Below are 25,710 nucleotides of genomic sequence, written 5' to 3'. Positions count from 1 at the left end.
AAGTCCCATGCCTGATGGGTATGAATCAGGAAATTAAATGAAGAACCCATCTGAATAAATCAGATGGCTTAAACTTAAGGAGCAGCATCATGCAACTCAATCTGACTGGTCACCATATCGATGTCACACCGGCATTACGTAGTTATGTCTCTGACAAAATGAAACGCCTTGAACGACATTTTGATCACGTTACCAATGTACACGTTGTTCTGACTGTTGAAAAACTCGACCAGAAAGCCGAAGCAACCCTGCATGTCAGCGGTGGCGGCAACTTGTTTGCCGATGCAAGCCATGAAGACATGTATGCAGCGATTGATGCCTTAACTGACAAATTGGATCGCCAGATTAAGAAACATAAGGAAAAAATCCAGGACCATCACCGTACTGACGCGGCCTTGAAATCTCAGGGCATTGTTGAATAATACGGTTTAATCACCTGCGATAATAACCCTGCATGGTGCCTGGATTCAGGCTACTATGCAGGGTTTATTTTTTTGTAGTCCATAAGTTGCAAGCCGTTTTCACCTGGAGGGATTCGGGCTGATAACATCACCTGAGCCTGTAAGCAACTTTCACTTTCTGGCAGAACATGATCCGTTGTTTGTCGAGCTGGCAATGGCGGCTGAACGCGCATTTTCCAGCGTCCCTAACACCACCCTCATCAAATTACGCCAACTCGGTGAAGCCATAGCACAACACCTCGGACAGCCTCCTCGCCGCATTAACAGGCATTCCATTTGATGAGCAAACCACACAAGGCGCGTGGGAATGAGAAAATACCAATGTCGCGGGTAAAATCCCCCAGGCAGAACAATCCGGCATCTGGTTTACGGTGCAGGCAATGGTTAAACGTATTTTTATCAACGACCAGCCGCCGCCTGTGGATCAATTCGACTGCATTATTGTTATCGTGATTAGAATGGGATAGTCTAAAGCAAATATTTCATCGCTCAGGTAAAATACACGATGTGCTTGCCCTGTGTTCAAAGTAGAAGGCAGATGTTTGGCTAAGTGTTTAAGGTGCTCACTGACCATGTCAGTTGAGTTATGTTTATAACCTTGTATCTGTAGAATTTCAGAAATACCGCTGATGGATACCTGGCCTTCCAGGCGTAGTAATGCAATATTGGCATCAAGGTCTAGCTGGTTAGGTAATGCAGCAACGTTTTCATGACTGAATAACTCCTGTGGAAAATGAAGGGAGTCATTCTGTTATTAAAATCAATTGAAATTGATTAATCCCCCCCAACTGGTATGGGTACCTCTTTGGGGTTTGTTTTATTTTTTTATCAGGTTCCCCCCGTGCTTAACAATAAGATACCAACACCAACTATCACAATATATTTAATATTCATTCTGCTGGGTTTTATGCCTGTCACTGTGGTTCAAGCCGAAAGCCTTTACGCTCAAGCTATAGCGCAGGTGCAATTAAGCCCTAAATTGCGCCACAAAACCGAGCAGCAATTGCAGGAGTCGCAAACGGTCGAAAATATATCTGTTGATTTACCGCGTTTTCATCAACAGGTATCACCCGTACAAAAAACAGAACATTTTTGTGGTCTGTGTCATGATGATTTACCGCATGGAGAAAACCTGCAAGTACGCAGTTTTTTAAATATGCACACGACTTATATCAGTTGTGAAACCTGCCATTTCAGGCCGGAAGCTTATACCCTGGAGCAGCAGTGGGTGGATGTAAAATCAGGAGACTTGCTGAACCAGACCCAGGCGCAATTCCCGTCAAAAACAGGGATCATACGCCCGTTTTATCAGCAGCAGGCTGTGAGCTTAAAAACTGATCATGCCTTGTTTAAAAAAATAGCCGACCATTGGCAACAAATGCCTATCGCTGAGCAAGCCCCCCTTAAAGCCAGGATTCATACCCCTTTGGAGGAAAAAGGTCTTGCTTGTCGCAGTTGTCATGACTCGGAGCAAAAAATTCTCAATCTCAAGCAACTTGGAGCCAGTGTCGATCAACAACAAGCCATCACCCATAATTCCATTGCCCGGTTTTTAGCGCAAAACGAGGATAACAAACAGCCTACGCCCTTAATTCGCTTAATTGACTTATTGAACTGATCTCATGCCTGTATCCAAATATCTCCTGACTGGCTTGTGCCTGGGATTTCTCCTTCTCAGTCAGCTTGTCAGTGCTTTCCCTGCATCCACCACATGGCTGCGCACTGATTTTGATCAGCCCAGCGCCATTGCCCTTGATAAGCAGGGACAAGCCTATGTGCTTGATGGGGTACGAGGTCGGGTGGTGGTGTTTGATGCCCAGGGAAAACGGCTTTTTCAATTTGGCAGCCCTGGCAGCAAAGAAGGCCAGTTGCGGTTGGCGATGGATATTCACATCAGTGACCAGCTAATCTACATTGCCGATACCGGTAATCATCGCCTGAGTATTTTTGATCTGCAAGGGAGATTCCAGCGCCATATCCACTTGCCCATGCTTGAACAAGTTGCAGCGCAGCCTGTAGCCCTGCTAGTCAAAGATCAGCAAATCATCTGGAGTGATCGCCGCCACCATCGTCTATGTCGTACCAACAGTCAAAGCGGCAAAACCAAAACCTGCTGGGGGCAGCGCGGTGAAGGCAAAGCAGATTTTAACTTCCCCTTTATGCTCGCTCTGGATAAAGACGACTATATTTATGCCGTGGATGTGCTCAACAGCCGCGTTAAACTCTTTAACCTGCTGGGACATGGTTTTGGCCTTATCAGTCGCTTTGGTCTTGCAGAGGGTGGACTCATTCGTCCCAATGGCATTACGCTTGATGACAATGCGCGTTTGTTTGTCAGCGACAGTTACACCGGTCAGGTCGCTGTATTTGTACAACGCCAGTTTCAAGGCTGGTTGCAAGATTCGCAAGGCCAGAACATTCTGTTCGACAGTCCTGTCGGCCTGCAATATCAACAAGGCAGGCTGTATGTCGTTGAAGCCCGCCGCAATCAGGTGGTTATTCTCAGTCTGGATGATGTACAGATTGGCAAAAATCCAGTAATCCCAACAAATGCTAAAGCCAAGTTATCGCGTAAAAACTGCCTGACCTGTCACTTATCCTGGTCGCAGAACTATACTTTTTCCAAACCGCAACCCGTGTTACCTGTAGCTACAGAAGCAATGTGTTATAGCTGTCATCATGGCGCGGTGATCGACTCACGCGCCCGTATTGGTCACGGTGAGCAGCATCCGCATTCATCGCCAGCGGACAAACCCAGAGAAGCACCATTACCCAAGGCCTTTCCACAGCTAAAAACTGATGATGGCGATACACTTTACTGCGGCAGTTGCCATACCCCCCACGCCATTCATGAAGATGTATTGGCAGTACATGAAGGCCATGAAAATGCCTGGATGCGGGTTGCCAATAAGGACGGTTCTTTGTGTCATCAATGTCATAAAGACTATGATGATAATAGCCAGCAGGGTTTGAATCATCCCGTAGGCATACACCTGCAAAAACCGCCCACAGCGGGGGATAAAAATTATACCCAAAACCCTGACTTATACACAGGTCTGCCCACTGAACTCAGCCAACAGAACGCACGTCTGGGAGAGAAAAAACAACTCATTTGTGCGACCTGTCATCAAATTCACGGCGGCGAAGTTGATACCCGCTTATTAGTCGCTCCCGAAACCCAACTTTGTTTGTCTTGTCATCAACAACAAACCAATGCTAAGGCCAAACAAAACCAGCACAGTTTGAATCATCCTGTAGGCATACGCCTGCAAAAACCGCCCACTGCGGGGGATAAAAATTACACCCAGAATCCTGATTTATACACCGGCCTGCCTGCTGAACTGGAACAACAAGGCGCACGTCTGGGTAAAGATAAGGAACTTATTTGCAGCTCCTGCCATCAACTCCACAGGGGTGAAGTTGACACCCGTTCATTAGTCGCTCCCGAAACCCAACTTTGTTTGTCTTGTCATCAACAACAAACCAATACTAAGGCCAAACAAAACCAGCACGGTTTGAATCATCCCATAGGTATACGCCTGCAAAAACCGCCCACTGTGGGGGATAAAAATTACACCCAGAATCCTGATTTATACACCGGACTGCCTGCTGAACTGGAACAACAAGGCGCACGTCTGGGTAAAGATAAGGAACTTATTTGCAGCTCCTGTCATCAAGCCCACGGCGGCAAAGCGGATACCCGCTTATTAATCATGCCCAGCCCCAAGCTTTGCCAGTCTTGCCATCAACAACAAACCAATGCTGATGCCAAACAGGCGCGCCGCAAAGGCCAGCATCCAGCGGAGTTAGCATTGGACAAACCCGTCCAACTGGGTGAACAAAAAATCACTCAATTGACTTGCGACACCTGCCACCAGCCCCATCAAAGTCTGGCAGACAGTGCTTTGCTCACCAGCGCAGTCAAGGATCAACAAAGCCTGTGCCAAACCTGCCATGAACGCCAATATGCCAAGGATAAGGAAACAGCCAAAACCCAGGGCATTCATCCTGTGAACATGACTTTGGATGAAGAAGTCACCCTGGCAGGTAAAAAAATTAAGCGCGTGGATTGCAATAGCTGCCACGCCACTCATCAAGGCAAAAAGAATACCCCGGCACTGGTTGAAGATCATCACCAGGGCCAACTCTGCGCCGCCTGTCACCCTCAACAACAAGCAGTATTAGCCTCGGATCATCACCTCAAAGTCACCGCCAGCGACAGCCTTAATCAGTTGGAACAAAAACCCGCCCAGGCCGGAGCCTGCGGTACTTGTCACAGCCTCCATCAAGCTTCGCCTGAATGGCCATTTCTTTACATCGGTAAGCACTTTGAACCGAAAATAGAGGGCGGGGATTCACTGCTGATGCGCGATAAACTCTGCCTGAGTTGTCACAGCGACAAACAAAGTGCTGAAACTAAAACGATTAAGTTATTCAGCCACCCTTATCAGGATCTTGTCTTGCGCTCAGATCCGAAAATACTGCCCCTGCTGGATGAACAGGAAAAAATCAGCCGCTTTGGACGTATTGCCTGCATCACCTGCCACGCGCCGCATCATTGGGATGGAGAATCCTCCAAAACGCTACATCAACTCAGCGCCATTACCAAGGATCTAAACGGTGATATAAATAACAGCTTTTTACGCCAATCTGATGTTAATAAAACCTTTTGTATGGATTGTCATGGTTTGGAAAGCCGTTTGAAGTACCAGTTTTATCACCATGAACGCAGTCGGGGAATGGGAGTGGATTATTTGAAATAAGATTTTTTAAGCCTTATTTGTATTTTCACTCTAAAATCAACGGTGTTTTACAGGCTGAATTACGCCTGAAATCTGGCGTGGCATCGGGGAAAAATGTACGTATGCCCGTAGCTCTGCGCACAAACACGGTTTTATAATTAATATCGCCATCTTTTATTGCCAGCATGCAAGCAGTGCTGTTACGACTGTTCGTGGGATTGTCCACAAAAGCGCGAGTAACCAGTTTTAGTATATCCCTGGCACTCAAAGTCAGGCCATAGCCTTTGATTGGAAACTGTGCCCAACCGCCATCAGCGCGTTTCATGCGCACGCCCATCGTATAAACACTGCCGGGTATCACTTCATTGCGTTTAAAATTGGGTAGGCGGCAGGCTTCGCCGTTGGCCTGTAATTGTTGGTAGCGCCCATGATAATGCAAGCCACCAATCGCCTTGCCAGATTTTGGCTCGCCACAAAATATATGATCAAAAGCATGGACGGTATACCAGGCCTCCGTCAAATCATCCAGATAAGTCTTGCTGTCCTGATGTACTGCGCGTCCGGCAAATACCTTTCCACCCGTATAAACCATCAGCTCAGTTAATACCTGAGGATGCGCTTGTAATAAACGCTTAAATTCTGCCCTACTGGTTTTTTTGCCTGCTGTACCACAAACCTGATTCAGTGCTTTGCCAAAAGCCTCAATTTTTGGTGCAGGGGGCGTCATATCCACTCTGCCACCAACACCTGTTTTGATAAAGTTATCTTTGTTATCAAAAAAAGGCAGGCAGTCAGTACCAGCAGGTATCCTGGTATTTGGGCGTTGGCTCAATATTGGTTTTTGCTTCAGATACTCACCACAATCCAGAGATAACCATTTACGTTTTCCCTTGACATCAATATAGACATGCGTTGCGCCTGAGGCTTTGTTTTCAGCATAAGCTGCATAGGTTTGCCCCACTTTCAAATTAACCGCGCCACTCTGTTTGCGGATTGAGTTAAATGCCGGACAGGAATGCAGCAGCTTAAAATGTGCTGGTTGTTCAAAATTGACCTGTGCCTGATTCTCTATCGGGAACATCAACAATAAAGCCAGGTATAAAATATGCGTCAGTAATTTTTGAGTTTTTATTTGCAACATCTTGTTTCCTTTTTTAAGCTTCGCCATTCCAAAGCCCCCGAATTGCAGCAATGCCCTGTCCGCCATGAGCCCAGGCAATGGGGATGTGTTTAGTTTGCATACCCCCTAAGGCATATACCGGGCAATGTGCGGCTTCCACCCATTTCATAAAATGCAACCAGCCAATCGGACTGGCATCAGGATGTGAAGCGGTAGCCTTGACGGGGGATAATAACAGACAGTCCGCATTGAGTTGGTTGGCTTTATAAATATCTTCCAGTTTATGACAGGAAACAGATAAATATTGGCTCTCAGGTATAGGGCGGCTGTCACATTGTTGTAATTGCTGACCATTCAAGTGCAGACCATGCGCAGGAACGGCATCTTTTTCCACTAGTATCTGGTTGAGTAATAACTTAGCCTGATAAGTCTGACAACACTCAAAAACCCGCTCCGCGTATTGTTGATAATCTGTGGCGGATAAGTATTTACTGCGCAGTTGCACCAAGCGCACACCGGATTTCAGCGAGTTTTCCAGATGCTGCATAAAGCGTTCTATATTATAAAGACTGTCAGGTTCAGGGGTAATGAGATAACGATCCGGTAATTCTATGGCGCGTAATATCGGTTGATTGGCGGCAGGGAAATTAAAATAATGTAATTGCGTGGGTGCCACCCATTTGATTTCCTGTGCTTCCAATCCTTGCGCCGTACCTTTCCAGGCTTCAACCTGCCAGACATCCAATAAAATAGATTTTTCAGGATAATCATGGAAAATCCGAATTAAAGGTCTGGCTTGTTTGATGTGAATACCAATTTCTTCCTGAAATTCCCGTTGCAGGGCGGAAAAAGGGGCTTCTCCGGTTTCACGTTTACCACCGGGAAACTCCCATAATCCCCCTTGCTCCTGATGATGGTGACGACGGGCTAAGAGTATTTGTTGCTGAGGGTTGTACACCACGCCAGCAACCACATGTAAATGTCGGCGTTCAGACAGTAATTGCGGCAAATCGGTTTGCTTCAGGCCATTGTGATTAGAAAACAGCAGGATGCGCAATGATTTGAAAACTGTGTGGAAAGTATTTGCGAATGTCTGCCACTGCACATCTTCCAATGAGATTGCTTGACTTGTCTGCTGACTGTGTTGTTGCAAGGCTCTGGCAGCTTGCTGTAAATCCTGTGCACCAATTTTTGTCGTCAGTGCTTCCAGTTGCTGGGTCATGGTTTGTATGGCGGGTTTGTCATGCCATAAAATTGCAGATTCCAGACGCTCCAGATAAGCATAATGATTCTGGTAAAACTGTTGTAATAAATGACAAAGTGTTTGTGACTCTCCCGGCATTTCCTCTAATGCCATTTGCAAGTTAATACCGGGTAATTGCGGTGGTAAGGGAATGGAATGCGCGGGATCATTGAACTGTTTACAGTGCGCTAATACATGCAGTGGAGGAATCCAGCGCACCAGAATATGTTTCAGTGCTTTCGGCCTGATGGGTTTTGCCAGATGATCATTCATGCCACAAGCCAGGCACTTTTCAATGTCTTCAGGCAAGGCATAAGCAGTGGTTGCAATAATCGGCAGGTGCTGGAAGCGGGTATCATGCCGAATACGCATGGTGATTTCATAACCATCCATATCCGGCAGACCAATATCCATCAGCACCAGATGAAACGGAATTTCTGCAATGGCGCGCAAGGCTTCCGGCCCATTGTTGACTGATTTCACTTTCAGTCCAGCAATTTCCAATAGCTCTCTGGCAACCTGTTCATTTACCCGGTTATCTTCAACCAGTAAGACATGCGCACCGGTAATGGCCTTAAGTTGCCAGTCATCTTGTAATTCATGCAAGCTGCCATTGGTATCCGGTTCCATTTCAAAACAGTGTTCCAGCGACAAATCCAAATCTGAATAAGTATGTGACTGCACATGCGGGTGTTGAGGCAGCTTTTCATTAAAGTTCGCTGTGATTTGTGTTTTATCCAATTTTTGTTGTGCCCGTTGCAGGACAATTGAAAAACAAAATGCAGTTTCCTGCTGCGTTGGCGCTTGTGTTTCTCCCCCCATCATTTCAATTAAACGTCGACTTAAAATCATACTCAAGCCTGCGCCCGTCATGTGTTCACCCGACTGCATCTGACTGGAGAGAAATAAATCAAACAAGGATTTCAAGGGCTTGAGTTTGCTATCTATGATTTTATTTTTAATAATAAACTGCAAAACAATCTGTTGCTCATCAGCTTGTTTTAATTGGGTGCTAATCTGTATTTTTTCCTGATGTGGTGTAAATTTTAACAATGTGTCAATCAGGTTTAATAAAATTTGTCCCAGTCGCAAGGGATCACCATTGAGTGAACGTGGTACATTTTCAGTGCAGGAGAATTGTAACTGGATTTGTTTTTTAGTGACAATCGGCAACAATAATTGCGCAAGATTATTCAACATATCATCCAGCCGAAAGTCAATATGCTCCAGCTTAAGGGTTTGGGTTTCAGTCTGGGAAAAGTCGATCAGATTGTTAAAAATATTCAGTAAATGGTAAGCCGATTGCTGAATCTTATTGAGATAATCGGCTTGCTGGTTGCTTAAATGGCTGTGCAGCGCCAGGTGCGTCATACCGATAATCGTATGCATGGGCATACGAATATCATGGCTCATATTGGTAATAAATTCACTTTTAAAACGATTGGCGCGGGCGGCTTCATCACGGGCAAGGCGCAAATCCATTTCTGCCTGACGGGAGGCGGTTAAATCCTGTATCGTGCCAGCAATCGTGACCGGGTTTTGTTTGCCATCATATTGTACCTCCAGGTATAAACCGGCATAACGCAGACTTTTATCGGGTGGATGCAAGCGCACTTCACAATCGACCGTGCGGCGTTGGGTAATGGCTTCCAGTACGGACTTTTGTAAAATCTGATTATCCTGGAAATGTAAAACTTTGAGTAAGGGATTTTTTTCAAAATCCAGCGGTAAACCACAAATATGGTAAACCTGTTCAGACCAATAACCCTTTTCCGTGTGAATATTCCAATAAAAATGCCCAGTCTGACCAATACGCTGCGCTTCTTTTAAGCGAAATTCATTTTCCCGCAGTGCCTGCTCCATTTTTTGCCGGGTTTTTGCAACTGCCAAAAGTTCACCGATACGACTTAAGGTTTCAATGTCTTCCTGACTCCAACGACGCTCCTGTTGCGTTGCATCAATACCAATACACCCCACCGGGCCATCTGGCATCATCATCGGCACCAGTAAAAAAGATTGCACGGATTGCACTTCCAGCATCGTGCGCAGTTTGCTGGCCGCTTCCGGCAACAGGCTGACTTGTTGACAACTGAATGCCTCGCCCTGTAATAAAGCCTGGTGTGCATGTTTATAATCATCAATACTCAGTGGCAGGTTTTTGAGTTCCTGTAAAAAAGATTGCACACCGGATGCACACCATTCATGGGTCAACTTAAAGCGGCGCTGGCGATCATAATAAGTCAGGATATAACACCTATCGACTGCCAGTGTTTTGCCGATTTTGGCGATGGTAAAATTTAAGGCCTCACCCATCTGCTGGGTCAGCAGATAACGGGCAATGCCATTTATCAAGGCATTATGGGTAATACGATCTTGTAAGTTCTGGTTTTCCTTAACCCCTTGATTAATTTGTTTATTGAGCTGTTGCTGACAGGCAATTGTGGCAAATCGCCAGGTTAACCAGGTAGAAAAGAATAAAATACCGATAACCAATGCGATAAGATGCATTAATTCAATTTGCATACAGGGTTCCAGGCTGGTCTCTATTACCAAGGATTAAGACTTGACGGGTAGGGTGTTTTGCTGAAATTATAACGGTTTTTGACAGGATTTCGTGAAATCCTGACTAAAATCGTTATAATTCCTCTTCATCTGCATTACAGGAAACGAAACCATGCTAACTATTTTTTATCCTAAAGATGATTTTACTGCCGCTGATATTGCAGTCAGAGTGCAGGCACTGGCTGCTGGAGAAGGACAAAGTATACAGGTACTTGCCAAGCATTTTGGACGCAATGAGGAGCAAATATCCCAACAATTACAACAAACGCAAGCAGCCTTGTTTATTGCGTGTGATGCTTTAATAATAGATGAAAAGAGTAAATTTGAAATGCAGACATTGATTCAAAAAGGTATTAAGCCGGTTTGTTTGATACCACCTGATTTTAAGGGATTACTATCCGCTACTGAGTCTATTCATTATACCAAAGGCAACCTGGATAATTTAGCAGTGATGGCACAAAACTTTGCCAAAAGATTACAGCCAGTACAAGATAGACAGCCACCCCAAAATGATGATATGAAATTGTTAATTGCAGGTGGTTTATTAATAGCAGGCATCATCTTATTTTCTTCAATAAATAAAAAATGAGAGCATTATTGATTCTGGATACTAATATTCTGATTCATCTTGTTGAAGAATTTTATAACACTGATAAAGCCTTATTTCATCGTGTTTTCAGCCGTTTATTAGTAGAATATTCCCATTGTTGGATTCCTGAAACCGTTAAAAAAGAGTTTTTATCGTATAAATACACTAAAAAACTAGAAAAACGTCTGGATTCCCTACAAAAAAAATATCATGTGGAAATTTGCCCAATCACCATTGCTCAACATGAAATCAGCTTACTTATTGGCAATAAAGCACAGGATGCAGGAGAAGCAGATGCGCTGATGCAAATTAAAAAAGCTTGTCAGAGCGATGCTATAGAATATCATTTTGAAAAATTGATCTTTTTCAGCCGTGACAAAAAAGCATTGTCTTTAGCGGAAAGACAAGGGATAAAGGTATTGGATTACAATCAATGGAAAAATCAATTAAAAGAAACCGGTATTTTTATACCATAAAAATATTTTATAAAGGATAAATGAGCGTTATGTTTAAATTAAGGCAATATTTGTTGTTGTCAGGTCTGTTGCTCTTATTAAATGGCTGCATTGCAGTCAATCCTTATAATGAGGATTTGCAACCACTGATTCAGGTGCAGCGCGAGGGTATGCCGCTGATTCAATGGCAACCGCAGGGGGCGCAGTTAGTGCGGGTTTACCAGGGGAAATACGAGGAAGATGATAATACCTTATCTGGCGAGAACCTGATATGGACGCTCAGCGCAACAACAGATAACAGTATCCAGTCACCTATCCGTTATGGTGAAATACCACCGGGTGCGCAGGCCTTGCGACCTGCCAAGAAACTGGAATCCGGCTTGTTTTATACGGTGTTGGTGCGTCGTCTGGATAGTAATGCACGGCGTGATAAAGAACTGAGCAATACGCTGAACCGCTATGAAGCCGTTTACAGTTTTCGTTTTGGCGGTGTTGAAATGCTTGAACCATGAATATACTAATTATCGGCTGCGGTTATGTCGGACAAAAACTGGCACAACAATGGATGCAATATGGTGAGGTGATTGCGCTCAGCCACCGGAAGCAAAGTCAGTCCCAGCTACAAGCTCTGGGCATACAAGTCCTGGTTGGCGATCTCGATGTGCCAGCTAGTTTAGCAGCGGCATTGTCCGGTATTGACTTGTCCCGCTTTGTACTTGCCTATTTTGCGCCACCCCCCAGGCAGGGGCAAACCGACCCGCGTATGGCACATTTTTTACAGGCACTGCAACAGCAAAGTACATTGCCATCACAAATTTTATTGATTAGCACAACCGGTACTTATGGCGATTGTCAGGGGGACTGGATTGATGAAACGCAGCCACTGAATCCCCGTGTTGATCGGGCGCGGCGGCGCGTTGATGCTGAGCAGCAGCTACAGCAATGGAGCCAGCAGCAACAAGTGCCGGTTAGCATTTTCCGGGTACCCGGCATTTATGGCCCTGCGCGTTTACCCATCAAGCGGCTGCAACAAGGCTTACCTGTTCTGGATGAAAGCATCGCACCTTACAGCAACCGGATTCATGTTGATGATTTGGTCAGCGCCTGTGTGGCAGTACTGTTACAAGCCACTAAACAATCAGAAATTTATAATATTTGTGACGGGACACCAACGACTATGACAGACTATTTTAACCAGGTTGCTGATGCTGTAGGCTTATCCCGTCCTCCATCTATCAGTGCTGAGTTGGCAAAAACCCAACTCAGCCCGGAAATGCTGGGTTATCTGGCAGAGTCCAAACGTATTGTTAACCATAAAATGTGCACCCAATTGGGCATACAGCTCCAATACCCCAACCTGAAGGCTGGGCTGGCTGCCTGCATAGCAAATACCGAATTATGAATCAAAAAATATTACTGCAAACTATTTTAGAGGCACAGCAAAAACAAAGCACTGAGCTGGATCTGGCGGGGCAGGAGTTGATTGACTTACCTGAAGAAATGGCGTGCCTGATACATCTGGAAAAACTTGATCTCAGCAGCAATATGTTGTTTGAATTACCTGATGTTGTGTGTCAATTACCCGCTTTGCGCAGCTTGAATCTCAGTCATAATTATCTAAAAAAACTCCCTGACAATTTTCAACAGCTACAGCAACTGGAATCACTGAATTTATTATCCAATGAGTTACGTGAATGCCCAAGTGTGTTGTTTCGCCTATCATCACTACAACAGCTCTTGCTGGGACAAAATGCCATTGATGAAATACCCGCAGAGATAAGTCAATTACAATCCTTGCAAAAACTCGATCTTAACAGTAATTTTCTGACACATTTAGCAGACAGTTTTTTTGCCTTGCCTGCCCTGGTATATTTAAATCTGGATGAAAATGAGCTGGGGATTTTACCGGAAGCCATCGGGCAGCTTAAACATTTAACACACTTGATGTTGCGTGAAAATGGCCTGAAAAAACTACCTGCCTCAATCACCACATTAACATGTTTAGAGCGCCTGAATCTGAATAATAACCGTTTAGTTGAACTGCCTGATAATATCGGTGATCTGCAAGCACTGCTACGCCTGGATGTTTACGATAACCAACTAAAAATCCTGCCCACAAGCCTGAGTCAACTGCAACAACTGCAACGCCTGGATCTCAGTAATAATCTGATTACAGAACTCCCGGCTGCCTGTTACGCCTTAACGCGATTGCGCTGGCTGGATTTATACGATAATGAACTGAGCGAACTCCCAACCGGCATTGCAAAGCTGTCTGCGCTGATTGAACTGGATCTCAGCCATAATCTGTTTACTGAATTAGCGCAGGATATTTTTCATTTTCCCAAGCTGCAACGTTTGGACATCAGCTACAACGCCATATCTCAGTTGCCAGCAGGCATAGAACAACTCAGGCAGATATTGCGTTTGGATTTTAATGGCAATGAACTGGCGCAACTACCGCTGGAACTGTTTCAACTGGATACCCTGCAACACCTGGATTTAGGTTATAACCTGCTTAATAATCTGCCAAAAAACATCAAACTGCCTGATTTACGCCGCTTTATCTTAGCCGGTAATGAGTTATATCATATCCCTGATTGTCTGGATGCCTTGCCCTTGCTCAAGCGTTTGGATCTCAGTAATAATGAGCTGGGTGAATTACCTGCCAGTCTGGCTGAACTGCAAAACCTGCATACCCTGGAAGCCAACGGCAATATGCTCCATACTTATCCTTTGTGCCTTAATCAGTTAAATCACCTGCAACGTCTGGATTTAAGTAACAATCAACTGACTCAGGTACCCGCAGAATTATTTATCCTGCCACGTTTACAATGGCTGAATCTCAGTAGTAACCAACTGCGAAACTTACCCAGCAATCTGCCTGGCACTGCTACATTGCGCTATCTGGATATGGAAAACAATCTCCTGAAAAATGCCGCGCTACGTGCCTGGGCTTCCTGGTTTGGGGTGGATGAATTAAATCAGGAATGATGCAAAATACAAAACAGGAGTTCAGCATTTCGTGAGTTTTATTTCTTTTACGTCTCCGCCGTATATTGATACACCGCCACCAGAAAAAAAACCATTGCAGAATAAAGAATGGAAATTATTACGCCTGTTTAATGTGTACCGTCTGGTACTGTCGGCCTTGTTTATTTCCACCTATATCACCAATGTTGCGCCCAATTTTTTTGGCAGTTATAAACCTGAACTTTATCTGGTGGTCGCTGCGGTTTATTTTCTGTTTACGCTTATCAGCGAAATTTTAATCCATTTACAGTGGTGGAATTTTAATGCACAGGTATTATTACAGGGTATCTGGGATATTTTAACGATTACCTTATTGATGTATGCCAGCGGTGGTCTGACCAGTGGTGTCGGGGTATTACTGGTGGTCACCATTGCTGGTTGCAGTATGCTGACAGAAGGGCGCACCGCATTTTTCTTTGCGGCTATTGCCAGTCTTGCAGTGTTACTGCAAGAAGTCTACGCCAGTATTTATCATGTTTTCCTGCAAACCAGTTATACCCAGGCGGGCATGTTAGGCGCAGTTTTTTTCACCTCTGCACTTCTGGTGCATATCCTCAGCCAACGCATTCGTACTACGGAAGCCCTGGCGCGACAACGCGGTATCCATGTTGAACATCTGGCGCAATTAAATGAACAGATTGTGCAGCATATTCATACCGGAATTTTGGTGATAGATACCCTGGGTAAGGTTCGTCTATGTAATGAAGCCAGTATCCGTTTGCTGGGGCTGGCTCCAAACCCCCTGTTACAAAACTTAAATGAGTTATTGCCCTCACTGGCAGAATCGCTGCGCAGTTGGCGGCGTGGCAGACGCTCTGCTTCTTTATTATTTAAGCCACAGCATGGAGAAGTGGAAGTGATTGCCAGTTTCACCCGCTTATATGGCGCAGGTGCGGTCAGCTCATTAATTCTGCTGGAAGATGCCACCCTGACCACACAACGCGCACAGCAATTAAAACTGGCTTCATTAGGCCGTTTAACTGCCAGTATTGCGCATGAAGTGCGTAACCCTCTGGCTGCCATCAGTCAGGCGGGACAATTACTGGAAGAATCACCGGGTTTAAGCGTGGCAGATAAAGATTTATCCAGCATGATCTTAAAACATTGTCAGCGGGTGAATACGATTATTGAAAATGTGCTGCAACTGAGTCGCCAGCAAGAAAGTAACAATCAGAAATTATTGCTCAATAGCTGGCTGGAAAACTTTATTATTGAATTTAAAGAACAAAATCAGCTCAGTGATGCTGATATTTTATTAAATATCAGCACTGAGCCACTGCATATTGATTTTGATCCCATACAATTACACCAGGTGCTATGGAATTTATGCGAAAATGGATTGCGCTATAGCCAAAAACAACCCTTATTATCGATTACTTGCGGCAAAAATCCTGAAGCTAAACGCATTTATCTCGACATACAGGACAATGGACGAGGTATGAGTGAATCTGTTTTAAAACAAGTTTTTGAACCATTTTTTACCACCGAAACCCACGGTACGGGACTGGGTTTATATCTTGCAAGAGAATTATGCGCAGTCAATCGCGGCGTATTGGATCTGATCGAAAACAGTCAAACAGGTTGTCGTTTTCGCATCCATTTTGTTGTCTTTCAAACAAATCATGGAAACTGATATTCATGAATACCCCTTGCTGTTTAATTGTTGATGATGAACCGGATATTCGGGAAACCCTGAGTCTGAGCCTGGCCCGTATGGTGCCACCTGTTGAATGTTTAACCGCCGCAGACCTCGCAACCGCACAACGCTGTTTACAAAACCGGGAAATTCATCTGTGTTTTACCGACATGAAACTACCCGATGGTGATGGCATTGAATTAGTGCGTTATATTCAGCAACAGCACCCCCATATACCGGTCGCTGTGATTACTGCCTATGGCAGTATGGAAACCGCTATTAATGCCTTAAAAGCCGGTGCTTTTGACTTTCTCTCAAAACCGGTAAACCTGAAAAGTTTACGGGATATCACCAGTAATGCGCTGAAATTGAATTTACGTCACAATTTACCTGACACCCCAATGCTGACAGGTAACTCACAACCCATACAATGCTTGAAAAAGACCATTGCCAAATTAGCAAGAAGTCAGGCTCCCGCTTATATCAGTGGCGAATCCGGTACTGGCAAGGAATTGGTTGCGCGCCTGATTCACAGCCAGGGAGCACGTTGTGATAATGCATTTATTCCGGTGAACTGCGGCGCGATTCCCAGCGAATTAATGGAAAGTGAATTTTTTGGGCATAAAAAAGGCAGTTTTACCGGGGCTTTAGCCGATAAACCCGGCTTATTCCAGGCAGCGCAAGGTGGCACTTTGTTTCTGGATGAGATTGCAGATTTACCCCTGGGGATGCAGGTTAAGTTACTGCGTGCAATTCAGGAGAAAAAAGTACGTGCGGTTGGCTCACAACAGGAAATTGCAGTGGATGTGCGTATACTCAGCGCAACCCATAAAGATTTGGTTAAACTGGTGCAAGAGGGGCATTTTCGTCAGGATTTATTTTACCGGATTAATGTCATTGAAGTGCATGTGCCGCCCCTGCGTGAACGCCAGGATGATATTTCTGCCCTGATTGAACATATTTTTTTGCGCCTGACATTACAAGACACCAATAACCAGGAAAATCATTTGCCGAGCCTCAGCACAGCCGCGATGGATGCCTTATTAAACTATCCTTTTCCAGGCAATGTCCGGGAATTGGAAAATATTCTTGAGCGGGCAATGACCTTGTGTGAAGACAATAAAATTGAGGCAGAAGACTTACAACTGCCTGAAGCTGAGCTTTATACCGCCTGTGTCATTCATTCTGATGTGGAACAGTTGACAAGCAATGAGCAGGCTACAGGTGATGCATCACTGGATCCATTACTGAATAATGTTGAAAAAGAAACCATACTCAAAGCCCTGGAACAAACCCGCTGGAACAAAACTCAGGCAGCTAAACTCTTGGGCCTGACTTTCAGTACCTTGCGCTATCGTTTGAAAAAATTGCAATTGGATAAAAAACCGTAAAATGGTTTACGGTTTACGGAAGTGTGCCCGTATTATTTGTTTGCTAAGGATAAAAAGCAAAGTAAGGGGGGATCGCTTTTATTCGCTATGTGACCGCCAATCATAGAGACGTAGCACTGCTACGTCTTTACTAGGAGACCGTCCGAGAACACAAGACCTACTGCGGAAAAGCTGGATTTGGTCAGATTTCTCCCTTATTTTCGTTAAATATACCCAATATTCGCCTCAAATAATGAAAAAATCTGCCTCAAACCAGCTTTCCCTCGCTACGGCCTCTGTTCTCGGACAGCCTCCTAGCGCATAAGCCCTGTAAAGGCAAAATAATAGGGTAGTACATCAGCAAGCTTGTTTTGACAATTACAGCTTATTCATATTTTTTACGATCCCGCCGTCGCACGCCGCCGCCCTGGATAATCACGCCCTGCACCTGATCCAGGCCTGAAATTTCCAATGTGGGATATTTATCATTTAGCGGCTTCAAATAATAATTTTCGCCTTCAATCTGTAATTGCCGAAAAATATATTCTTTATCATGAACTGCAAACACATAAGCGCCATTTTTTACCACTGCTTCCGGATCAATCACAATAATATGACCATCCTTAAATTCAGGTTCCATACTGTCACCCAGCACTTGCAGGGCGAATGGCTCATTACCACAGGCTTCTGACATTTTATTCGATCACCTTCACACCGTTATCACTGCCTAACATCAAAATATCAGCACCACGACGTGCAAATAAACCGTTAGTCACCACACCGGTAATAGCGTTTAATTCATTTTCCAAAGCAATGGGGTCGGTGATTTCCAGATTATGTACATCTAAAATAACATTACCATTGTCCGTTACAAAATTGTCACGCCAGATGGGTTTGCCGCCAAGTTTAACCAATTCCCGTGCCACATAGCTACGCGCCATAGGAATCACTTCAACTGGCAATGGGAACTTGCCTAAAACATCAACTAATTTACTGTCATCGGCAATGCAGACAAAACGCTTACTGGCAGCGGCAACAATTTTTTCACGGGTTAAAGCGCCGCCACCACCTTTGATCAGGTGCATATGCTTATTGGATTCATCAGCACCATCAACATAAACCGAGATTTCATTGACGTTATTCAGTTCCAGTACCGGAATGCCGTGTGAGCGCAGGCGTTCTGCGCTGGCTTCGGAACTGGCTACCGTGCCTTCAATTTTGTGTTTAATACCCGCTAAAGCATCAATAAAATGATTTGCGGTGCTGCCTGTGCCAATACCGATAATGGTATCCATTTCAACCGTTTCCAGGGCGGCTAAAGCGACCTGTTTTTTCTTGTCATCAGGTGTCATGTCAATTTCCTGTTTATCAGCTTAATTAAGCGCTGAATTTTAATACAAATTTTTAAATCCCTATATTATAGGGCGAGTAGGGATAGATTGCATCTTTTACCTATTCTTCTTTGGCGCGAGAAACATAGGCTCCGGTACGGGTATCAATCTTAATCAGTTCACCCTCATCTAAAAATAAAGGCACTTTAATCACCGCCCCGGTTTCCATAGTCGCAGGCTTGGTGCCGCCACTGGCGGTATCACCACGCAGACCGGGATCAGTCTGGGTCACTTTTAACACCACAAAATTAGGGGGGGTAATGGATAAGGGTACGTTATTCCACAGCGTAACCAGACATTCTTCCTGACCTTTGAGCCATTTAGCAGAGTCTCCCATTGCTGTGGCGTCAGCGGAATACTGTTCAAAGGTGTCGGGCACCATGAAATACCAAAATTCGCCATCTTCGTACAGATACTGCATTTCAGTATCCATGACATCTGCGCCTTCCACGCTTTCCCCGGATTTAAAGGTGCGCTCTACCACGCGCCCGGTTTTGAGATTGCGCAGCTTAACCCGGTTAAATGCCTGTCCTTTACCGGGTTTGACAAACTCATTTTCAACAATGGTTTGCGGGTCATTATCGATCATGAGTTTCAGACCGGATTTAAATTCATTGGTACTATAAGTTGCCATATTGATTCCTGGAGTTAAAAATAAAACCCCCTATGATACCTCTAAAGAATCTCAGTTTGAATCAGGAAAATTTTTAAATGGATATTTTATTGCCTTCCCAAGCGTCTTCAGGGCTTTCTCACAACAACGCTTCAGCCAGTTGGCAACGTAGTTTGCAGCAAGCTATCCGCAATCCGGAAACCTTACTTGAACATTTAGGCTTAAGTGCTACGCAATTACCGATTGATATTGCAAATACATTCAGCTTAAAAGTTCCTCTGGAATATGTTGCAAAAATGCGCCAGTCTGATCCCACAGATCCCTTATTACGCCAGGTGTTACCGCTGGATGAGGAGAATAACCGGGCAGCAGGTTTTAATACCGATCCCGTGGGAGACTTAAATGCACGGCAAAGTCCGGCTTTATTACAGAAATATCAACACCGGATGCTGGTGCTGGTAACAGGAGCTTGCGCACTACATTGTCGTTATTGTTTTCGGCGCTGTTATCCTTATGGGGAAACCGGTCATGCAGAAATGCAGCAGCAACTAACGCAAATCCGCGCTCAGAAACAGATTCATGAAGTGATTTTAAGCGGCGGCGATCCCTTATTGCTCAGTGACCCCCATTTAACTGCCTGGATTCAAGCCTTATCTGCCATCAAACATGTTCAACGCCTACGTATTCACACCCGCCTGCCCGTGGTATTGGCATCACGTATTACCGATGCTTTGTTATCCAGCTTACAAGAGAGTCGGTTACAGGTTTTTATGGTGATTCACAGCAATCATGCCAATGAACTGGATGAAACCAGTGCCAATGCACTACAGCAACTGCGTCAGGCAGATTGTACTTTGCTCAATCAAACCGTCTTATTAAAAGGTGTCAATGATCAAGCGGAAACACAAATTGCGCTGCATACACGTTTAGGCGAGTTACAGGTATTACCCTATTATTTGCATTTATTAGACAGGGTGCAGGGTGCAGCACATTTTGAAGTCGCCGAATCCCGGGCATTAAGCTTAATGAAAGCCATGCGTGAAGCCCTGCCAGGTTATCTGGTGCCGCGTTTAGTACGGGAAGAAGCGGGGAAAGCTTATAAAACACCCGTGTATTAACAGGTGTAGAGACGTAGCACTGCTACGTCTCTAGGAGGCTGTCCGAAAACACAAGACCTACTGCGGAAAAGCTGGATTTGGTCAGATTTCTCCCTTATTTTCGTTAAATATACCCAATATTCGCCTCAAATAATGAAAAAATCTGCCTCAAACCAGCCTTCCCTCGCTACGGCCTCTGTTCTCGGACAGCCTCCTAGGTTTATTTTTATTCCTCTGAACGCGACATACCGCGTATACCGCTGAGCAGCAAACCCAGTCCGCCAACCGCCAAACCCAGGATCATTAATAATTCAAACAGACTCATGCGGTGCATTCTGAATTGCAAATTACTGATTACACCAATAGAAATCATAATAATGGTGGCAATGACCAGAATCCAGCCTAAGTCATTATTTGGGTTATAAAACATCATTCCAATACCAAATAAAAAAGGCACCAGGGTTAGTCCGGGCGTGACCTTAAAATTTCCCATAGAGTACAGACTCATGCCCCAGGACATCTGGTTAATGACCTGAATCGAGTTAAGAAACAAATAGCTGCCCATGATTAACATCACTAAACCCAGTAAAAAGCGTCCGGCACCGCCTTGTGATTTTGATGACATGATCTTTACTCCATAGATTATTGATGATGTACTTATGTTTGCTTTATTTGACAACCCCTGTCATTAAGGAGTGAGAATGAAATAAGCCCAGTTTCTGAAGTTATAAAATTCTCACTCCTAACGCCGTCAAGCCTTTTTCAATGGTATCTAACACCATGCAATCACCCAGGGAATAGCGGGTGCGTAGGGCTTGAGGGTGGCGATACAGCAAGTGCTGAATAAAGCTTATGCTGAATTTACGTGGCAACATTTTTGGGTTTACCACAAATACAATCAGTTTGCCGCATACCGCAAGTACAGGGATTACCCTTAACTTTTGGATGTTTGCGAGTCGCGCAGTGTTGCCATGACTTACAAGGGACTTCACACCCCGCCGCGCATTCTCCAGGGCGTGGCGAAGGTGCTTGTAATTGCTTGCTCATTTACAGGATTTTGGCAGGAATGAAGGCTTCATATCGTCACCAAAACAGTCCCAGGTTTGTTGCTCAGGATCATAGCTGAGTATGACACGTCCAGATAATGCACTGTCATAAAACTCAGCAGCATAACCACTGCCATTTTCCAATAAATAAATCTGGCTGACGTATTTCCCGGAAGTTTTAGCACCGATTTCTTCTACACTGGGCAGTTTATTGGATTTTTTTGCCAACATAAATTCTTCTGCCGGTGTTTTTAAGCGATATAATAAGCCTAAGCCTTCAGCAACTTTACTACGATTGAGATAGTCACTGTAAGCCGGTATGGCAACTGCTGCCATCACCCCAACCAAAGCAATGGTATTGCCCTGATACATACCTAATATAATTTCCAGCGGATTATTTTCAAATACCAGTTCCGCACCAATTAAATTATCACTCATTGAGAATTGCAGGCCGTAGCTACCTGCTTGTGGCAGACCGGCTTCCCGCGCTGAAGGCAAGGTAAACAAATCAACCGGGCTGTGTGTTAAATCACCGATAACATTCAAAAATTGCAAATAAAAGTAATAGAGATAACGTGGTGTTTTATCAAACTGCGTGGACAGCAGTAATAGACTGTGATCAATTTCTTGTCTTTGTTCCTGTTCCAGCCAATCTTTGAGTAATACGTGATCACTGCTGGCCTGACGATCATATAAAGCCTGCGGTACCTGGGCAAAAATCAAATAGCCATTTTCTTCCACCCAGTAACTATGGCCTTTGATGTCAGCCAGCCAGCTAATATCTGAATCCAGTGGTTCATCAATCATTTCAAAGAATGAGGGTATTTGCAAATGGTGCCAGGTTTGACCATGAGCACGGTGTGTTTGATATATGGCATTGCCTTTTTTGACAAATATATCCAGCAACTGTTGCCATTTTTTGGTATCGGCCAATTTAATGGCAATAAACTCTCCAGCCTCATCAGTAAAGAAAATCATTTCTGAACCAAAGGCTTGTAAAGTTTCTTCCAGGGAAATACCCATATTTTTCTGGTAATCTTGTTTGAATTCTAAATAGTCTTGCCAGTCACCAGATTGCGCCATGTTTTCTTTGCCAAAGCGTTCAAAACTTTGTTGCAATTGCGCCAGCGGTAAATTCAGACTTGCCACCACTCCGGGTTTACCTGCGCTGTATAAGGCAAATTCATTTTTAATTTTGGGAACCAGTGTACGCAAGCCTGCTTTAGGCGCATCCACTAATAGTTTTAAGCGGCCTTTGTGATTGCTGAAACCATAACCCAGCGCAATGGCTTTGGTTTCTAATAAACCCATTTGTTGTAATTGCGCCTGTTCCTGTGGTGGCATGGATGCGGAAACCATCGGCAACACCCGTTGCATATCCACCCAGACAAACAAGCCCTGATAACTGCTGTCAATTGCTTGTTCTAACGCATACATGGGGTGTTCAGTGATGGGTTTGAGTGTTGCCAATATTTCATCAAAAGCTGTGGGGGTTGCCGCGACACCAGATAATACATATAAGTATTGTTGTTTTGGTTGGTAGCGTAATAATATCGGCAAACTATCTGTTTTCAGTAAAGCACGGCCTTGCTTATCAAAAGCTTCTGCTAATTGCAAAGCGGGTTCCTGGTCAACAATGGCTTGTAATAACTGATTAGCTTCTTCCACTGAACTGATCTTAACTTGCATCCGTGCCAGGATATTTGCCATGGTTGGTGGTGCTGCCGGGGGTAACAATACCACCATTTCCAATGGTGAGCGTAGCTGGGTCAATAACAAACGTAATAATGGCTCACTTTGCAGCAGCGTTTGCTTATCCAGGCTCTCAACCAATTGTTTCAGTTGTTGTTGGTGCGCTGCGCTGGCTAATGCCTTATCCAGCGCATTGCCTTTGGGCATGGACATTAAACCTAAAGGCGCGGGAATGCGTAAATAGGCGATGCTATCTGCCGGTAATTGGGTACGTAAACTGGCTGGTTGAATTAAATAGGCAGTATTTGTTGCTGGCGCAGCGTTCAGCCAAACAGGAAATAAATAAAAACTTAAAAATAATAATGTGATTTTTTTCATTTTTTATGTGCTCCTTGATATTTCGTATGGTTTTATGGATAACATCTCCAACACGAGCCTGTCCGAGAATGGCAAAATCAATTATTTTGCTAAATTTAACCATTATTTATCAATGTGTTAAAAAATTGATTTTCTAAAAAACCGAGTTCTCGGATAGCCTCTTAGCATTTCACAGCTTAGGCTTTTATTTTACAATATTTGTTGCTAATTTGCTTTTTAAAAGATGATTTGAAAACCTTATTATATCAATACGTTGTAATTTATTGAGGTTGTTTCATGAAATATCCAGGCGATAAGGAAAAAATTAAGGGGTGGCAAATTAAGGGTTGGCAAATGAAAAAATTAACCTTATCATAAAAAACAAGTATGAATTTTCTGAAATAAAGTGACCACAATGAATTCAAATGACACGTTTTCCGGCTTTTTCTTTGCGCATCCTCAGCGCATGGGAAGCGTGTGTCTGCATCTGGCATTCCTGCTGCTTTATCCGCTGCTGCCCTGATGGGCATATAAACAGCTATCCCGGCGGGGCTTACGCACATCCCAAATTATTTAAAAAAACCTACTTTTGCAGGAGCATGTTCTCATGAGCCAGAAAGATTCCCTGATCATTTTTGATACCACCTTGCGCGATGGCGAGCAAAGCCCTGGCGCGTCCATGAATAAAGAAGAAAAAGTCCGGATTGCCAAAGCCCTTGAAAAATTGCGGGTCAATGTGATTGAAGCGGGTTTTCCTGCCGCCAGTCCCGGTGATTTTGAATCCGTGGCGGCGGTGGCAGCACAAGTTAAAGACAGCACTGTATGCGGTTTGGCGCGGGCTTTAGACCGTGATATAGACGCTGCCGGTGAAGCCCTGAAAGCGGCTAACAGCGCACGGATTCACACCTTTATTGCGACTTCTCCGATCCACATGGAGAAAAAATTACGCATGAGTTCGGATCAGGTGGTAGAACATGCAGTACACGCCATAACCCGTGCCCGCCGTTATACCGATGATGTTGAGTTTTCTCCAGAAGATGCCGGACGTTCAGAATTAGATTTCTTGTGCCGGGTGATTGAAGCGGCAATTGATGCTGGGGCTGGCACCATTAACGTGCCGGATACCGTGGGTTACAACCTCCCGGATCGTTTTGGCAGCTTAATTCATTCCTTGATAGAGCGCATCCCCAATTCTGACAAAGCCATTTTTTCAGTGCATTGTCATAATGATTTAGGCCTGGCTGTTGCCAACTCCTTAGCGGCAGTGAGCAACGGTGCCAGACAGGTGGAATGCACTATCAACGGTTTGGGGGAGCGTGCGGGTAACGCGGCTTTGGAAGAAATTGTCATGGCGGTGCGTACCCGACAGGATTTGTTTGACTGTCAGGTTAATCATTTGGATACTACCCAAATCTTGAACTGCTCACGTTTGGTTTCCAGTATCACGGGTTTCCCGGTGCAGCCCAATAAAGCCATTGTCGGTGCCAATGCCTTTGCCCATGAATCAGGCATCCATCAGGATGGCGTCATTAAACACCGTGAAACTTATGAAATCATGCGCGCAGAAGATGTCGGCTGGAATGCCAATCGCATGGTGTTGGGTAAGCACTCCGGGCGTAATGCATTTTCCCAGCGCCTTGCTGAGTTGGATTATCATTTTGAGTCCGATGCGGAACTCAATAAAGCTTTCGCGCGATTTAAAGAATTGGCTGATAAAAAACATGAAATCTATGATGATGATTTGCAGACTTTGATCAGTGAAACCGCATTGACCAATTATGAAGGACCCATTGAATTAATCACCTCACGGGTGATTTCTGAAACTGGGGAAATGCCCTCAGCCAAAGTGGTGTTAAATGTTAATGGTGAAGAAAAAAATGCACAAGCTGAAGGTAGCGGACCGGTGGATGCAGCCTACAATGCCATTGAACAGATTGTGAGCAGTAACTGCCACTTGCAATTATATTCTGTTAACAATGTCACTGATGGCACGGATTCTCAGGGAGAAGTCAGTGTACGTCTGGAAAAAGCAGGGAATATCATCACGGGTCAAGGTGCGGATACCGACATTGTCATCGCTTCGGTTAAGGCCTATATTAATGCTCTGAACCGGATGATGAATGCTGCGATTCGCACCCATCCACAAGTGCATAATGTTTGATCGCTGCAAGTTTATAGTTGGGTAAGATCGACTATATCTAGTACAGTAACTGGTAAAAATAAATAATAACTTCAGGACTGGCAGTCCTTAAAGGACTGCCAGTCCTACGCTCAAAGTTATTATGTGAACTTAGTGTTCGCTGTAC

General features: G+C 44.5%; 21 protein-coding genes. 12 read left to right on the top strand and 9 right to left on the bottom strand.

Features of this window, described 5'->3' with window-relative positions:
* Positions 1–89: 89 nt before the first annotated feature.
* Positions 90–422, top strand: a complete 333-nt coding sequence (gene hpf / locus QUF61_RS00105; RefSeq protein WP_103921105.1) for a ribosome hibernation-promoting factor, HPF/YfiA family — start codon at positions 90–92, stop codon at positions 420–422.
* A gap of 299 nt (positions 423–721) precedes the next feature.
* Here hpf and QUF61_RS00100 read toward each other — a convergent pair whose 3' ends face one another.
* The gene (locus QUF61_RS00100; protein ID WP_289679866.1) at positions 722–889 is read right to left on the bottom strand and encodes a hypothetical protein; all 168 of its coding nucleotides are present in this window, start codon (positions 887–889) and stop codon (positions 722–724) included.
* A 479-nt stretch (positions 890–1,368) separates the two neighbouring features.
* On the opposite strand from QUF61_RS00100, the gene QUF61_RS00095 reads away from it, so the two are divergent.
* Positions 1,369–2,079, top strand: a complete 711-nt coding sequence (locus QUF61_RS00095; protein ID WP_289679865.1) for a hypothetical protein — start codon at positions 1,369–1,371, stop codon at positions 2,077–2,079.
* Between the two features lie 4 nt (positions 2,080–2,083).
* Positions 2,084–5,224, top strand: coding sequence for a cytochrome c3 family protein (locus QUF61_RS00090; protein ID WP_289679864.1), 3,141 nt, complete (start codon positions 2,084–2,086; stop codon positions 5,222–5,224).
* A gap of 25 nt (positions 5,225–5,249) precedes the next feature.
* On the opposite strand, the gene QUF61_RS00085 is transcribed toward QUF61_RS00090, so the two are convergent.
* Positions 5,250–6,344 (bottom strand): EndoU domain-containing protein, encoded by a 1,095-nt coding sequence (locus QUF61_RS00085; protein ID WP_289679863.1) that lies wholly within the window; start codon positions 6,342–6,344, stop codon positions 5,250–5,252.
* A gap of 13 nt (positions 6,345–6,357) precedes the next feature.
* A complete protein-coding gene (locus QUF61_RS00080) occupies positions 6,358–10,089 on the bottom strand; it encodes a Nudix family hydrolase (protein ID WP_289679862.1) in 3,732 nt (1,243 codons plus the stop codon).
* A gap of 151 nt (positions 10,090–10,240) precedes the next feature.
* Between QUF61_RS00080 and QUF61_RS00075 the strand changes: the two genes are divergently transcribed.
* Genes QUF61_RS00075 through QUF61_RS00045 form a run of 7 tightly spaced genes read left to right on the top strand, consistent with a single transcriptional unit; the run spans position 10,241 to position 17,229 of the window.
* Positions 10,241–10,717, top strand: coding sequence for a hypothetical protein (locus QUF61_RS00075; RefSeq protein WP_289679861.1), 477 nt, complete (start codon positions 10,241–10,243; stop codon positions 10,715–10,717).
* A complete protein-coding gene (locus tag QUF61_RS00070; protein ID WP_289679860.1) occupies positions 10,714–11,193 on the top strand; it encodes a type II toxin-antitoxin system VapC family toxin in 480 nt (159 codons plus the stop codon). The genes QUF61_RS00075 and QUF61_RS00070 overlap by 4 nt, the downstream gene beginning before the upstream one ends.
* 29 nt (positions 11,194–11,222) lie before the next feature.
* On the top strand, positions 11,223–11,684 hold the full coding sequence (locus QUF61_RS00065; protein WP_289679859.1) for a hypothetical protein: 462 nt from the start codon (positions 11,223–11,225) through the stop codon (positions 11,682–11,684).
* Positions 11,681–12,574, top strand: a complete 894-nt coding sequence (locus QUF61_RS00060; RefSeq protein WP_289679858.1) for an SDR family oxidoreductase — start codon at positions 11,681–11,683, stop codon at positions 12,572–12,574. Before QUF61_RS00065 ends, QUF61_RS00060 begins: the two co-directional genes overlap by 4 nt.
* Positions 12,571–14,163, top strand: coding sequence for a leucine-rich repeat domain-containing protein (locus QUF61_RS00055; protein ID WP_289679857.1), 1,593 nt, complete (start codon positions 12,571–12,573; stop codon positions 14,161–14,163). Before QUF61_RS00060 ends, QUF61_RS00055 begins: the two co-directional genes overlap by 4 nt.
* Positions 14,164–14,194: 31 nt before the next feature.
* A complete protein-coding gene (locus QUF61_RS00050) occupies positions 14,195–15,835 on the top strand; it encodes a sensor histidine kinase (protein ID WP_103921770.1) in 1,641 nt (546 codons plus the stop codon).
* A gap of 5 nt (positions 15,836–15,840) precedes the next feature.
* Positions 15,841–17,229, top strand: a complete 1,389-nt coding sequence (locus QUF61_RS00045; protein ID WP_289679856.1) for a sigma-54-dependent transcriptional regulator — start codon at positions 15,841–15,843, stop codon at positions 17,227–17,229.
* Between the two features lie 364 nt (positions 17,230–17,593).
* On the opposite strand, the gene QUF61_RS00040 is transcribed toward QUF61_RS00045, so the two are convergent.
* The 3 genes from QUF61_RS00040 to efp all read right to left on the bottom strand — a co-directional run bounded on the left by QUF61_RS00040 (position 17,594) and on the right by efp (position 19,233).
* Entirely contained in the window at positions 17,594–17,902 is a 309-nt protein-coding gene (locus QUF61_RS00040; protein ID WP_289679855.1) for a S24 family peptidase, read from the bottom strand.
* A 1-nt stretch (position 17,903) separates the two neighbouring features.
* Positions 17,904–18,560: a ribose-5-phosphate isomerase RpiA gene (rpiA, locus tag QUF61_RS00035; RefSeq protein ID WP_289679854.1), complete on the bottom strand. Its 657-nt coding sequence runs from the start codon at positions 18,558–18,560 to the stop codon at positions 17,904–17,906.
* A 100-nt stretch (positions 18,561–18,660) separates the two neighbouring features.
* A complete protein-coding gene (efp, locus tag QUF61_RS00030) occupies positions 18,661–19,233 on the bottom strand; it encodes an elongation factor P (protein ID WP_103922166.1) in 573 nt (190 codons plus the stop codon).
* A 77-nt stretch (positions 19,234–19,310) separates the two neighbouring features.
* Between efp and epmB the strand changes: the two genes are divergently transcribed.
* Positions 19,311–20,330, top strand: a complete 1,020-nt coding sequence (epmB, locus tag QUF61_RS00025; protein ID WP_289679853.1) for an EF-P beta-lysylation protein EpmB — start codon at positions 19,311–19,313, stop codon at positions 20,328–20,330.
* Positions 20,331–20,535: 205 nt separating this feature from the next.
* Here epmB and QUF61_RS00020 read toward each other — a convergent pair whose 3' ends face one another.
* The 3 genes from QUF61_RS00020 to QUF61_RS00010 all read right to left on the bottom strand — a co-directional run bounded on the left by QUF61_RS00020 (position 20,536) and on the right by QUF61_RS00010 (position 23,425).
* A complete protein-coding gene (locus QUF61_RS00020; RefSeq protein ID WP_103922168.1) occupies positions 20,536–20,934 on the bottom strand; it encodes a hypothetical protein in 399 nt (132 codons plus the stop codon).
* 100 nt (positions 20,935–21,034) lie between these two features.
* On the bottom strand, positions 21,035–21,184 hold the full coding sequence (locus tag QUF61_RS00015; protein WP_177428666.1) for a hypothetical protein: 150 nt from the start codon (positions 21,182–21,184) through the stop codon (positions 21,035–21,037).
* A 168-nt stretch (positions 21,185–21,352) separates the two neighbouring features.
* Positions 21,353–23,425, bottom strand: a complete 2,073-nt coding sequence (locus QUF61_RS00010; protein WP_289679852.1) for a pilin — start codon at positions 23,423–23,425, stop codon at positions 21,353–21,355.
* A gap of 586 nt (positions 23,426–24,011) precedes the next feature.
* Between QUF61_RS00010 and QUF61_RS00005 the strand changes: the two genes are divergently transcribed.
* Positions 24,012–25,565, top strand: coding sequence for a 2-isopropylmalate synthase (locus QUF61_RS00005; RefSeq protein ID WP_103922170.1), 1,554 nt, complete (start codon positions 24,012–24,014; stop codon positions 25,563–25,565).
* Positions 25,566–25,710: the final 145 nt, after the last annotated feature.

The organism is Candidatus Venteria ishoeyi, from assembly GCF_030378065.1.
Taxonomy (GTDB): Bacteria; Pseudomonadota; Gammaproteobacteria; order Beggiatoales; family Beggiatoaceae; genus Venteria; species Venteria ishoeyi.
This window is presented reverse-complemented; position numbering and strand designations above follow the sequence as displayed.

Bases quoted from the DNA above. Each gene is read 5' to 3' on its own strand.
- hpf (WP_103921105.1), top strand. From the start codon at position 90: ATGCAACTCAATCTGACTGGTCACCATATCGATGTCACACCGGCATTA.
- QUF61_RS00095 (WP_289679865.1), top strand. From the start codon at position 1,369: ATGCCTGTCACTGTGGTTCAAGCCGAAAGCCTTTACGCTCAAGCTATA.
- QUF61_RS00090 (WP_289679864.1), top strand. From the start codon at position 2,084: ATGCCTGTATCCAAATATCTCCTGACTGGCTTGTGCCTGGGATTTCTC.
- QUF61_RS00085 (WP_289679863.1), bottom strand. From the start codon at position 6,344: ATGTTGCAAATAAAAACTCAAAAATTACTGACGCATATTTTATACCTG.
- QUF61_RS00080 (WP_289679862.1), bottom strand. From the start codon at position 10,089: ATGCAAATTGAATTAATGCATCTTATCGCATTGGTTATCGGTATTTTA.
- QUF61_RS00075 (WP_289679861.1), top strand. From the start codon at position 10,241: ATGCTAACTATTTTTTATCCTAAAGATGATTTTACTGCCGCTGATATT.
- QUF61_RS00070 (WP_289679860.1), top strand. From the start codon at position 10,714: ATGAGAGCATTATTGATTCTGGATACTAATATTCTGATTCATCTTGTT.
- QUF61_RS00065 (WP_289679859.1), top strand. From the start codon at position 11,223: ATGTTTAAATTAAGGCAATATTTGTTGTTGTCAGGTCTGTTGCTCTTA.
- QUF61_RS00060 (WP_289679858.1), top strand. From the start codon at position 11,681: ATGAATATACTAATTATCGGCTGCGGTTATGTCGGACAAAAACTGGCA.
- QUF61_RS00055 (WP_289679857.1), top strand. From the start codon at position 12,571: ATGAATCAAAAAATATTACTGCAAACTATTTTAGAGGCACAGCAAAAA.
- QUF61_RS00045 (WP_289679856.1), top strand. From the start codon at position 15,841: ATGAATACCCCTTGCTGTTTAATTGTTGATGATGAACCGGATATTCGG.
- QUF61_RS00040 (WP_289679855.1), bottom strand. From the start codon at position 17,902: ATGTCAGAAGCCTGTGGTAATGAGCCATTCGCCCTGCAAGTGCTGGGT.
- rpiA (WP_289679854.1), bottom strand. From the start codon at position 18,560: ATGACACCTGATGACAAGAAAAAACAGGTCGCTTTAGCCGCCCTGGAA.
- efp (WP_103922166.1), bottom strand. From the start codon at position 19,233: ATGGCAACTTATAGTACCAATGAATTTAAATCCGGTCTGAAACTCATG.
- epmB (WP_289679853.1), top strand. From the start codon at position 19,311: ATGGATATTTTATTGCCTTCCCAAGCGTCTTCAGGGCTTTCTCACAAC.
- QUF61_RS00020 (WP_103922168.1), bottom strand. From the start codon at position 20,934: ATGTCATCAAAATCACAAGGCGGTGCCGGACGCTTTTTACTGGGTTTA.
- QUF61_RS00015 (WP_177428666.1), bottom strand. From the start codon at position 21,184: ATGTTGCCACGTAAATTCAGCATAAGCTTTATTCAGCACTTGCTGTAT.
- QUF61_RS00010 (WP_289679852.1), bottom strand. From the start codon at position 23,425: ATGAAAAAAATCACATTATTATTTTTAAGTTTTTATTTATTTCCTGTT.
- QUF61_RS00005 (WP_103922170.1), top strand. From the start codon at position 24,012: ATGAGCCAGAAAGATTCCCTGATCATTTTTGATACCACCTTGCGCGAT.